This window comes from Buttiauxella sp. S19-1 (assembly GCF_022134725.1).
In the GTDB taxonomy this organism is placed as follows: domain Bacteria; phylum Pseudomonadota; class Gammaproteobacteria; order Enterobacterales; family Enterobacteriaceae; genus Buttiauxella; species Buttiauxella ferragutiae.
In genome coordinates this window covers 1-12,162 of record NZ_JAHWLU010000135.1, presented here as the reverse complement: position 1 = coordinate 12,162, position 12,162 = coordinate 1, and the positions used below count along the sequence as shown (strand labels likewise).

The 12,162-nt window shown below is 51.9% G+C and carries 9 protein-coding genes; 6 read left to right on the top strand and 3 right to left on the bottom strand.

The features are described from left to right. Window positions 1-132: 132 nt before the first annotated feature. Window positions 133-390, top strand: a complete 258-nt coding sequence (gene bhsA, locus MES37_RS21195; protein WP_064547777.1) for a multiple stress resistance protein BhsA — start codon at window positions 133-135, stop codon at window positions 388-390. Window positions 391-780: 390 nt separating this feature from the next. Here bhsA and ldtC read toward each other — a convergent pair whose 3' ends face one another. The 3 genes from ldtC to MES37_RS21180 form a co-directional block, all read right to left on the bottom strand. Beyond that, on the bottom strand, window positions 781-1,701 hold the full coding sequence (gene ldtC, locus MES37_RS21190; RefSeq protein ID WP_064547775.1) for a L,D-transpeptidase LdtC: 921 nt from the start codon (window positions 1,699-1,701) through the stop codon (window positions 781-783). A gap of 218 nt (window positions 1,702-1,919) precedes the next feature. Continuing rightward, window positions 1,920-5,366 carry a transcription-repair coupling factor gene (gene mfd / locus MES37_RS21185; protein ID WP_237932592.1) on the bottom strand — a complete coding sequence of 1,149 codons (3,447 nt, stop codon included), beginning with the start codon at window positions 5,364-5,366 and terminating at the stop codon, window positions 1,920-1,922. A gap of 143 nt (window positions 5,367-5,509) precedes the next feature. Continuing rightward, window positions 5,510-6,583, bottom strand: a complete 1,074-nt coding sequence (locus MES37_RS21180) for an acyltransferase family protein (RefSeq protein ID WP_237932591.1) — start codon at window positions 6,581-6,583, stop codon at window positions 5,510-5,512. 300 nt (window positions 6,584-6,883) lie between these two features. Between MES37_RS21180 and lolC the strand changes: the two genes are divergently transcribed. Genes lolC through cobB form a run of 5 tightly spaced genes read left to right on the top strand, consistent with a single transcriptional unit; the run spans window position 6,884 to window position 11,794 of the window. Continuing rightward, the gene (gene lolC, locus MES37_RS21175; protein ID WP_121815384.1) at window positions 6,884-8,083 is read left to right on the top strand and encodes a lipoprotein-releasing ABC transporter permease subunit LolC; all 1,200 of its coding nucleotides are present in this window, start codon (window positions 6,884-6,886) and stop codon (window positions 8,081-8,083) included. Then, window positions 8,076-8,780, top strand: a complete 705-nt coding sequence (lolD, locus tag MES37_RS21170) for a lipoprotein-releasing ABC transporter ATP-binding protein LolD (protein ID WP_064547767.1) — start codon at window positions 8,076-8,078, stop codon at window positions 8,778-8,780. The genes lolC and lolD overlap by 8 nt, the downstream gene beginning before the upstream one ends. Further along, window positions 8,780-10,024 carry a lipoprotein-releasing ABC transporter permease subunit LolE gene (lolE, locus tag MES37_RS21165; protein WP_064547765.1) on the top strand — a complete coding sequence of 415 codons (1,245 nt, stop codon included), beginning with the start codon at window positions 8,780-8,782 and terminating at the stop codon, window positions 10,022-10,024. The genes lolD and lolE overlap by 1 nt, the downstream gene beginning before the upstream one ends. Before the next feature lie 30 nt (window positions 10,025-10,054). Beyond that, window positions 10,055-10,966 carry an N-acetylglucosamine kinase gene (nagK, locus tag MES37_RS21160; RefSeq protein ID WP_133522650.1) on the top strand — a complete coding sequence of 304 codons (912 nt, stop codon included), beginning with the start codon at window positions 10,055-10,057 and terminating at the stop codon, window positions 10,964-10,966. A 3-nt stretch (window positions 10,967-10,969) separates the two neighbouring features. Next, entirely contained in the window at window positions 10,970-11,794 is an 825-nt protein-coding gene (gene cobB, locus MES37_RS21155; protein ID WP_237932589.1) for a Sir2 family NAD+-dependent deacetylase, read from the top strand. The last annotated feature ends 368 nt before the right edge of the window (window positions 11,795-12,162 follow it).

Here is a 12,162-nt window from a genome sequence, read left to right as displayed (position 1 = left end):
GTTTATAAAATAATTAACGAGCGTTATAAAAATAATTTGACGTGTGATGAAGATCACGTTTATGATTTACCTATCGATCGTTAAGTAAATAACTTAACGACCTTACAAATCATCTGCTCAAGGTAAAAAATCATGAAAAACGTTAAAACTCTCATCGCTGCTGTGGTTCTTAGTTCAATCTCTTTCGCAAGCTTTGCCGCTGTTGAAGTTCAGGCAACACCAAATGGCCAACAGAAAGTCGGTACCATCACGGCAACTGGGGGGACAAACCTGGGTTCTCTGGAAGATCAACTGGCAGAAAAAGCAGATCAAATGGGTGCAAGCTCATACCGTATTACTTCAGTCACCGGTCCAAACACTTTGCACGGTACCGCGGTTATTTATAAATAAGACGCTGCCCTCTGAGCATTAACTCCAAATCTAAAAAAAAGGCCCTGTTGGAAAACAGGGCCTCAGATTGCTGACAAAGGGTGATAAATGTGTTTTGTAGGGTGGATAAGCGTTAGCGTCATCCACCATTTTCGCCAGTGGTGTCGGATGACGCTGCGCTTATCCGACCTACGAAGAAGTTTGTCATCAGTCTCAGACCCTGTTGAAACACAGGGCCTCAGATTGCTGGCAAAGGGTGATAAATGTGTTTTGTAGGGTGGATAAGCGTTAGCGTCATCCACCATTTACGCCAGTGGTGTCGGATGACGCTGCGCTTATCCGACCTACGAAGAAGTTTGTCATCAGTCTCAGGCCCTGTTGAAAACCAGGGCCTTTTCTATTGGGGGAAATCTAAATTTCGGTCGTTGTCGCAGGGTCTGCATTGACCATTACCGGCATGCCAGAACGGTGCTGCATGGCTTTTTCCATCACCACCGCGTCCGTTTCTGGTGCGGACTGGAACTGTTTCATTTGCTCATTGAGCACAATCGGCAGCACTTGCGGATTGTCATTAATATCTTTAGACAGCGGCTGATGGACTTCAACTAAACGGCTGCCGTCGGGTTCAATTGAGGTCTTAATCGCGGTATTAATGATGCGCACCTGCGTCCCGACCGGCATCTCTTTATACAGAGCTTTGATGTCGCCATCGCGCAGACGAATACAGCCAGAACTGACGCGCATACCGATACCAAAATCAGCATTTGTGCCGTGTAACAAGTAGACCCCGCCATAGGCCGCAAGGCGAATCGCATGGTGGCCCATCGGGTTATCCGGGCCGGCAGGCACTACCGCCGGGAGTTTAATGCCATTTGCCAGGTAGCGTGCGCGGATATTGGCGGTTGGTGTCCAGGTTGGGTTGGCGCGTTTGTCTGAAACGGTTGTCACCATGGTTGGCGTCACGGTATCTCCACCGAGTTGGCCAATACCAATCGGGTAAACGGTCACGCTGTTTTTTCCTGCCGGATAATAATAAACACGCAATTCAGCCAGGTTGAGTACCAACCCCTGGCGTGGTGCATCAGGTAACAGCATTTGGCGCGGAATTGTCAGCACACTTCCAGCACGAGGGACATAAGGGTCAACCCCAGGGTTTGCCTGGAGCAAAGCCAGGAAGCCGACATTGTATTTTTTCGCAATCTCTTCCAGCGAACCGCCGTCATCCTTCACGACATGGAAAAAGTTCTTGCCGATTAATCGGCTTCCTTCAGGTGGCAAAGGATAAGAGTTGGCTACTGCCTGAAATGAGACCAGCGTTGCGCTAACCAGCATGATCGACGCCAGCCAGCGAACGACGCGTGCTTTGCGAGATGATGAAATGCTCTGAGAGGTAATCACAATAAACCCTATGAAAAGTATGCATGTTATAAAAAGGTTAATCGATGATTATGACGGGAGTGCGTGTAGGGAAGTCCTGGCGGATTGAAAGGATGTGTAAATGTTACAAAGAGAGTGCCTTAGATAGAAAGCTCTAAGGCACTGCGGGCAGATTAAGCCGCTGCGTTCTGCGCGAGCTGCTGCATAAAGTTACGCACCCATTCCATCCGGGCTTTGCGGTCGGCGAGATCTTCAATAAATTTCAGGCGAGTTGGCCCATCCAGACGGTAGTGCTGAGGCTGTTTTTGCAGCAAGCCAATCAGCCAAACCGGATTGACATGGTTCTTCTCGGCAAACTCAATCACGCCACCTTTTTCGTTGCCTTCAATTTTACGCACCCCGAGTTTCTGCGCCTGCTGGCGCAACGCGGCAATATCCAGCAGGTTGCGTGCGGGATCCGGCAGCAGGCCAAAGCGGTCAATTAACTCGACTTTTAACTCGTCCAGTTCATGCCCGGTTTTTGCACTGGCAATGCGTTTATAGAATGACAGTCGGGTATTGACGTCCGGGATAAAATCATCAGGCAACAGGGCAGGCATGCGCAGTTCAACTTCGGTCTGGCTGCTGGTCAAATCTTCAAGCGACGGTTCGCGGCCATCTTTAAGCGCATCGACCGCATTTTCCAGCATCTCCATATACAGCGAGAAACCGATGGTTTCCATCGAGCCGCTTTGGCCTTCGCCAAGCAACTCACCCGCACCACGAATCTCCAGGTCATGAGTCGCAAGCGCAAAACCGGCACCTAAATCTTCGAGAGAAGCGATAGCCTCCAGGCGTTTCTGTGCGTCGGTGGTCATTGCTTTTGGATGTGGGGTTAACAACCATGCGTAAGCCTGGTGATGCGAACGCCCGACGCGGCCACGTAACTGGTGCAACTGCGCAAGACCGAAATGATCGGCACGTTCGATGATAATGGTATTGGCAGTCGGAATATCGATACCGGTTTCGATAATCGTGGTACACACCAACACGTTAAAACGCTGGTGGTGGAAGTCGTTCATCACTCGTTCCAGTTCACGTTCACGCATTTGCCCGTGACCAATGGTGATACGTGCTTCAGGCACTAATACCGCGAGGCGGTCTGCCGCCTTCTGGATGTTTTCCACATCGTTATAAAGATAGTAAACCTGGCCGCCACGCAGCACTTCACGCAGTATGGCTTCACGGACGACCAGTTCATCGTACTGGCGAACGAAGGTTTTCACCGCCAGGCGGCGTGCCGGAGGGGTGGCGATAATCGACAAATCGCGCATCCCGCTCATTGCCATATTCAGCGTGCGTGGAATCGGTGTTGCAGTTAGCGTCAGGATGTCGACATCGGCGCGCATCGCTTTAATCCGTTCTTTATGGCGCACGCCAAAACGATGCTCTTCATCGACAATCAGCAGGCCGAGATCTTTCATCTTCACATCATTTTGCAGCAGCTTATGGGTGCCGATAAGAATATCGACTTTCCCTTCGCTGGCTTCCTGCAGAATTTGCGCTTGCTCTTTGGCCGTGCGGAAACGCGATAACATTTCGATACGCACCGGCCAGTTGGCGAAGCGGTCACGGAAGTTATCCAGATGCTGTTGAGCGAGCAGGGTGGTCGGTACTAACACAGCAACTTGTTTGTGGTTTTCCACCGCGAGGAAGGCGGCGCGCATCGCCACTTCGGTTTTACCAAAGCCCACATCACCGCACACCAGTCTGTCCATTGCCAGCGGCTGGCACATGTCACTCAATACCGCGTTAATAGCCTGGGCCTGATCCGGTGTGGTTTCAAACGGGAAAGCATCACAGAACAGCTGATACTGTTCGCGGTCATGCTTAAACGCAAAACCTTGTTTTGCGGCACGCTGCGCATAAATATCCAGTAATTCTGCAGCTACATCGCGCACTTTCTCGGCGGCTTTTTGACGGGCGCGTGACCAGGCATCGCTGCCAAGTTTATGCAGCGGCGCATTTTCTTCGGCACCGCCTGCATAGCGGCTGATCAAATGCAGCGAAGAAACCGGCACGTAAAGTTTGGCGTCGCCGTGATAGGTCAGCATCAGGTATTCAGCTGTTATGCCGCCCGCTTCAAGCGTGGTTAATCCTGCATAACGCCCAACGCCATGTTCAAGATGCACCACCGGCTGGCCGGTATGTAGCTCAGCCAGGTTACGAATCAAGGTATCCGGGTTGATGGTACGGCGGCTATCCTGACGGCGGCGGCTGACGCGTTCACCCAACAGGTCGCTTTCGCAAATCAATGCACGGTTGCGCAGGGTATCGATAAACCCATGCTCGCTGGAACCCTGCATCAAATAACGGCCATTATCGGCGGCTTCATCAAGACGATAGATGCGCTTTGGCGCCACTTTTATCCGTGATAACAGCTCACCCAGTGCTTCACGTCGGCCTTCACTTTCTACGGAAAACACCACCGGGCCGGCGAACGACTCAAGGAATTTACGCAGGTTATCGAGCGGGGCTTTTTGCTGTGCCTGAACAGAAAGGTCAGGCAGGGCGCGATAACCCAGATTGGTGAACGCGGCTTTGTCCGCTAACGATTCGGTTTTGAGCTGAATACGCGGCCAGGCTTTTAACTCGCTGAACAGCTCGTCCACGCGCAGCCACAGGCTTTCTGGCGGCAGCAACGGGCGCATCGGGTCGACGCCGCGATTTTCGAAACGGGCAAACGTATCCTGCCAGAAACGATCGGCGCTGGTTTCGATATCGCCGGTATTAATCAGCAGAGTATTTTTTGGGAAGTAACTAAACAGCGCTGGTAATGGCTCGCTAAAGAATAACGGCTGCCAGTACTCAATCCCCGCCGGGAGCGTGCCTTTGCTGACTTGCTGATAGATATGCTCAGGTTCACGCTTCACGTCAAACTTGTCGCGCCACTGGCTACGGAACAGCTCGATGGCGTTTTTATCGGTCGGGAATTCGTGCGCGGGAAGTAAATTAATGGCGTCGACTTCTTCGAGCGTGCGCTGGGTGTCGACATCAAACACGCGCAGACTGTCGATTTCGTCATCAAAGAAGTCGATGCGATAAGGCTGGTCACTACCCATCGGGTAGAGATCAAGCAACGCACCACGGGTGGCAAATTCACCGTGTTCCATTACCTGATCGACGCTGCGATAACCTGCTTGTTCTAACTGGCTGCGCAAATTATCACGTGATAATTGCTGCCCTTTGTTCATCACCAGCGCATGGCCGTGCAAAAAATTGTGCGGGCAAACGCGCTGCATCAGGGTGTTCACCGGCAGAATCAACACGCCGCGCTGCATGGTTGGCAACTGATAGAGCGTGGATAAACGCGAAGAAATAATTTCCTGATGCGGCGAGAAACTGTCGTACGGCAGCGTTTCCCAGTCGGCAAGATTCACCACCAGGCTTTCCGTAAACTGAGTTATCTCGTCATGCAGGCGCAAGGCGTTCTGCATATCCGGCGCGATAAGCACCACCGGGCCAATATGGCGCTCGACGATTTCGGCTACTTCAGTTGCGCAGGCAGAACCGGTGAGTTCACCAAGCTGGCGTTGATCGCCAGCTTTAACAGGTAAGGAATAGCGATAATTTTCAGGCATAGAAGATATCAATATCTCTCAGGTTGCATCTTTTTTGTGGGTCTATAGTTCGCAGACGCGTCAAGAAGTTGCCTTGTATTATCCGCGATCGTTTAGCCAATCGCAAAGCCTGCGGAGATTTCGTCCTTCCAGCCAAAGCTCGCTTAACGTGTGTCGGTCGCTACCACCATTTTCGCTGGCGGTGAAAAGAACATATCACCGCACAGAGTGCGCGATAATTTTCTGAATCCTAAGCCCAACAAGGTACATATCGCCAGGCTGGCAAACGGATAAACCAACAAGATGGCGAGCAACAGGTTACCCGAAATTCGCCCTGCGCTAATTTGCCCCAGCATAAACAAGCTCAACGCTTCAATCACGATGCGGTGAGTGGTGTAAATCGCGATGGTATTGGAACCTACAATATTCAGAAATGCATCGGAACGGCATTCACGCCAGCTATCCAGTAGATAAAACAGCTTCATAATGACAAAAATCGACAATACGGAAATCATCACTGGAATGTTAACCAGATACAACGCAGCAGAGAGCAGGGCAGTGGCTGCGAACATCAAAGGATGCTGGCGAAGATTAAACGCTTTCATTGCGCTCATCAGTTGCGGGCCAAACCACGCGCCAAGCCCGTAGTAACACATATTGCGCACCACGCTGTTCATTCCCCACCACGGTAGCGGCATAAAGCTAATCACCACATTCACTGCCAGCAGCAACATGATGACCGGGACTTTGTAGCGGCGCAGGCTTTTGAAAATCACAAAATAGAGCAGTAGCGCGTAGAGATACCAAAGACTGGTACTGGCTTTTGCCATGCTGGCGGCAAATTGCAGCAGATTTTCTGAGTAGACCGCGTTGGACGCCGGGTTATGCACCAGTTCCGGTGCCAGCCATTGGTTAATTAACGAGATGCCCAGCCACTGCAACACGCCCCATAACAGCAGGACATAAAAGATATTCCAGATGCGTTTATCAATGCAGTCGCGCCATTTCACCGTCTCAATGTAGCGGGTGATGAGAAAGCCGGAAATAAAGAAGAAAACCGGCATGCGGAAAGGGGCGAGATATAAATTCAGGTAAATCCAGCTTTTGGCGATGACCTCCGCAAGCCCGGTCTGTTGCTGAACCAGATGCGGGTAAAAAGTGATGACCGAGTGATATATAACGACAAGGCAGATGCACAATCCCTTGATATGGTTGATCCACAATTGTTTGTCTTTCATGTGCCAGGAATACCTTCAGTTGGCTTTTATTTGTTTTTAGGGTGGAAGAATGGCGGGCTTTTTATTATCTGATTTGTCTGTTTTTGTAATAATCTGGAAAATTTCGGAAATTCCGCAGGGACAATTAATGACCATTTCTGCGCAGCATTGCTGCGAAAACAAGATGTTAGGAGATTGATTTAAAAGGTATTTCACTTGTTCTGAAAAAACAAAAAAACGTTATGTTTCATTTACTTGATACGTTATCGCTTATATACTTCTCGGCAACTTTGCATCCGCAACTGCAACAAGACGGAATACATGTATCAACCTGTCGCGTTATTTATAGGCCTGCGCTACATGCGTGGGCGAGCAGCTGACCGCTTCGGTCGCTTCGTCTCCTGGCTGTCAACTATCGGCATTACGCTTGGCGTGATGGCGTTAGTCACCGTGCTTTCCGTGATGAACGGTTTTGAGCGTGAGCTGCAAAACAACATTCTTGGGCTAATGCCGCAAGCGATCATCACCTCGCCTGGCGGCTCGATTAATCCTGAAACGCTTCCAGCAAAAGACCTCAACCTTGAAGGCGTCACGCGAGTTGCCCCCATTACCACGGGTGATGTAGTGCTGCAAAGCGCACGTAGCGTCGCCGTCGGGGTGATGCTGGGCGTGAAGCCAGAAGAGAAAGATCCACTTTCGCCATTTCTGGTCAACGTTAAGCAGACCGACCTGGTCGCCGGGAAGTACAACATCATTCTGGGCGAACAACTTGCCGGGCAACTGGGTATAAAACGTGGTGACAGCATCCGCGTTATGGTGCCATCTGCCAGCCAGTTTACGCCGATGGGGCGCTTGCCAAGCCAGCGTCTGTTCACCGTGATTGGCACCTTCGCGGCAAACAGTGAAGTCGACGGTTACCAAATGTTGGTCAACCAACAAGATGCCTCGCGCCTGATGCGTTATCCGGCGGGCAATATTACCGGCTGGCGTTTATGGCTGGCGGAACCGCTGAAAGTTGATGTGCTGAGCCAACAAACCTTGCCGCAAGGCACCGAATGGAAAGACTGGCGCGAACGTAAAGGCGAGCTGTTCCAGGCGGTGCGCATGGAAAAAAATATGATGGGGTTGCTATTAAGCCTGATTGTGGCGGTTGCCGCCTTTAACATCATTACGTCGCTCGGTTTGCTGGTGATGGAGAAACAAGGTGAAGTTGCCATTCTTCAGACTCAGGGGCTAACACGTCGCCAAATTATGGCGGTGTTTATGGTGCAAGGGGCGAGTGCAGGCGTGATTGGCGCTCTGCTGGGTGCGCTATTAGGCGCGTTACTTGCCAGCCAGTTGAACAATTTAATGCCGATTATTGGCGCGTTGCTGGATGGTGCCGCGCTGCCCGTCGCCATCGACCCTGTACAAGTTATTGTGATTGCGATTATCGCTATGGCGGTCGCTCTGTTATCCACGCTTTATCCTTCGTGGCGCGCTGCCGCGACACTTCCCGCTGAGGCTTTACGTTATGAGTAATTCTGTCCTGTTGCAGTGTGACAAGCTGTGCAAACGCTATCAGGAAGGCAAAGTGCAAACTGACGTGTTGCATGATGTCAGCTTCAGCATCAATACCGGCGAGTTAATGGCGATTGTCGGTAGCTCCGGTTCCGGCAAAAGTACCTTGCTGCATCTGCTGGGCGGGCTGGATACACCCACTTCTGGCGATGTGATTTTCAATGGCAAGGCGATGAGTGCGATGTCGTCTGCCGCCAAAGCAGAATTGCGTAACCGCGAACTCGGTTTCATCTACCAGTTCCACCATTTGCTGCCTGATTTTACCGCGATGGAAAACGTCGCCATGCCGCTGCTTATCGGCAAAAAACACCCTGATGAAACAAAGCAACGCGCGCTGGAAATGCTCAAAGCTGTGGGGCTTGACCATCGCAGTAATCACCGTCCTTCCGAGCTGTCCGGCGGTGAGCGCCAGCGTGTAGCGATTGCCCGCGCGCTGGTGAATAACCCACGCCTGGTGCTGGCGGATGAGCCGACGGGTAACCTCGATGCGCGTAACGCAGACAGCATTTTTGAACTGCTTGGCGAACTGAACGTGCGCCAGGGAACTGCATTTCTGGTGGTGACCCACGACTTGCAACTGGCACGTCGAATGTCTCGTCAGCTTGAAATGCGTGATGGCCGCTTGACCAGCGAACTGACTTTGATGGGAGCCCATTAATGGCTTCGCCACTGTCACTGCTTATTGGTTTGCGTTTTAGCCGCGGGCGTCGTCGCAGCGGCATGGTGTCATTGATTTCTGTCATCTCTACTCTGGGTATTGCTTTGGGTGTGGCGGTGCTGATTGTCGGTTTAAGTGCGATGAATGGTTTTGAGCGTGAGCTGAACAACCGCATTCTGGCGGTGGTGCCGCACGGTGAAATCGAGCCGGTTAATCAGCCATTCCATGACTGGAGCGGCGTATTACAGCGCGTTGAGAAAGTGAAAGGCATTGCAGCAGCGGCACCGTATATCAACTTTACAGGCCTGGTAGAAAACGGGCCGAATCTGCGCGCTATTCAGGTAAAAGGTGTTGATCCCGCTCAGGAAGTTCGCCTTAGTGCTTTGCCTCAATATGTGCAAAACAACGCGTGGCAGAATTTTAAAGCCGGTCAGCAACAGATTATTATCGGTAAAGGTGTTGCCGATGCCCTGAAAGTGAAACAGGGCGACTGGATCTCGATCATGATCCCGAACAGCGATGGTGGCACCAAACTGCTGCAACCGAAGCGTGTGCGCCTGCAAGTTGCAGGTATTTTGGCGCTCAGCGGCCAGCTTGATCATAGTTTTGCGATGGTGCCCATGGCGGATGCGCAGAGCTATTTAGATATGGGCGACAGCGTCACAGGTATTGCCATCAAAGTGAATGATGTGTTTAACGCCAACCAACTGGTGCGTGATGCCGGTGAAGTGACCAACGCTTACGTGTACATCAAAAGCTGGATTGGCACCTACGGTTACATGTACCGCGATATCCAAATGATTCGCGCCATCATGTATCTGGCGATGGTGCTGGTGATCGGCGTGGCCTGTTTTAATATCGTCTCTACGCTGGTGATGGCGGTGAAAGACAAAAGCAGTGATATCGCCGTGTTGCGAACGTTGGGGGCGAAAGACGGTTTGATTCGCGCGATTTTCGTCTGGTACGGTCTGCTAGCGGGGTTGTTCGGTAGCGTAAGCGGAGTGATTGTCGGCGTGTTAGCCTCCTGGCAATTAACCAATATTATCCGCGTGATTGAAAAACTAATCGGCCATCAATTCCTGTCAGGCGATATCTACTTTATTGATTTCTTGCCATCAGAACTTCACTGGCTGGACGTATTCTATGTACTGATCACAGCCTTGTTACTGAGTTTGCTCGCCAGTTGGTATCCGGCTCGCCGTGCCAGTAATATCGATCCAGCTCGGGTATTAAGCGGACAATAAATTCTAAAAACTGAGGGGAGCGGCAAATCGATGTACTACGGATTTGACATTGGCGGCACGAAAATGGCTCTTGGAGTTTATGATACTGAACGCCGGTTACAGTGGGAAAAGCGCGTTCCTACGCCACACGATAGCTACGAGAACTTCCTGGCGGCTATCGTTTCCATGGTACAGGAAGCCGATAGCCGTTTTGGTACTAAAGGGTCGGTAGGCATCGGTATTCCGGGTATGCCGGTCACCGACGATGGCACGTTGTATGCGGCAAACGTGCCCGCAGCCAGCGGCAAACCTGTGCAGGCCGACTTGAGCGCGATGCTTGAGCGTGACGTGCGGATGGATAACGACGCTAACTGCTTTGCGCTGTCCGAAGCCTGGGATGACGAGTTCCGTGATTATCCGGTGGTGATGGGCTTAATCCTCGGCACTGGTGTCGGTGGTGGCATCATCGTCAACGGCAAATCCATTACCGGGCGTAACTACATTACTGGCGAGTTCGGCCATACCCGTCTGCCGGTTGATGCGCTCAACGTGCTGGGGCGTGATATTCCGCTTACGCGTTGTGGTTGTGGTCAGCATGGCTGTATCGAAAACTATCTTTCAGGCCGTGGATTTGCGTGGGTTTACCAACACTTCTACTCTGAAGCACTGGATTCCAAAGAAATCGTTGCTCGCTATCGTGCGGGTGATGAGAACGCTGTGGCGCACGTCGAACGTTTCGTAGAGCTGTTGGCTTGCTGCCTGGGCAGCCTGTTAACGGCAATCGATGCGCATCTGGTGGTCATCGGCGGTGGGTTATCTAACTTTACTGAGCTGTACCAGCTACTGCCTGAGCGTTTACCTAAGTATCTTTTGCCCGTAGCAAAAGTACCGCGCATTGAACCGGCTCGTCATGGTGATGCCGGTGGCATGCGTGGTGCGGCATTCCTCCATCTCACGGAGTAACTTATGTTATCGCGTCGTCAACATCGGCTCAGCCGGTTCAGAAAAACCAAACGCTTGCTCAGGCAGCGTTTGCGTCAGCGTGCTTTTTTCAGAGACATTCCTGGACCTGAAGCGATGGAAAAACCCAGAGTAGTGGTACTGACCGGCGCGGGTATTTCCGCCGAGTCAGGGATTAGGACTTTCCGTGCCACCGATGGCTTGTGGGAAGAACATCGGGTAGAAGACGTGGCAACGCCGGAAGGCTTCGCCCGTGACCCGCAATTAGTGCAGGCGTTTTATAATGCGCGCCGCCAGCAGCTTCAGCAGGCAGAAATTAAACCTAATGCGGCTCATCTTGCATTGGCGCGGCTTGAGGAAGAGCTAGGCGACCACTTCCTGTTAGTGACGCAAAATATCGATAACCTGCATGAGCGTGCCGGTAATAAAAATATTATCCATATGCATGGCGAGCTGCTGAAAGTACGTTGTGCGCAAAGCGGACAAGTTATTGAGTGGAAAGGTGACATCACCCCGCAGGATCGCTGCCATTGCTGCCAGCTTTCTGCACCGCTGCGCCCACATGTTGTCTGGTTTGGTGAAATGCCGCTCGGTATGGATCACATTTATCAGGCGCTGGCGACGGCAGATTACTTTATTGCCATCGGCACGTCCGGGCACGTCTATCCGGCTGCCGGTTTTGTCCACGAAGCCCGCTTGCAAGGCGCTCATACCGTTGAACTGAATCTTGAACCGAGCCAGGTTGGCAGTGAGTTCGAAGAGAAGTTTTATGGTTTAGCCAGTGAAGTGGTGCCGGAGTATGTGGAACGGTTGTTGAAAGGGCTTTCTTAAAACCATCCTCACCCTAACCCTCTCCTTTGGGCTGTCTCTTAGTCACATCTTTGTGAGACGGTTCCTGCCGATTCGGAGACGGTTCCGTTCACCAGGCGACAGCGTGTTAATGTCGCCACTGAACCGGTGAACGTCTTAGGGTGACCACCGTCGTCACCCTAAGAACCCGGACTCCCGGCAAATCAATCGCCGCAAGCGGTAAACACCGTTTTTCACCCAACATTCGGGGTCGTTCGCGACGCGTTCCCGACGATCGCTCTCTCACGTGGTTCCCGACCACGTGACCCCAACTGAAGGGTAAAAAACGGCGCGATTGAAGCCGGAACACAAGGTCAACGTCAAAACCCAAAGACCACACCGAGCCGGTT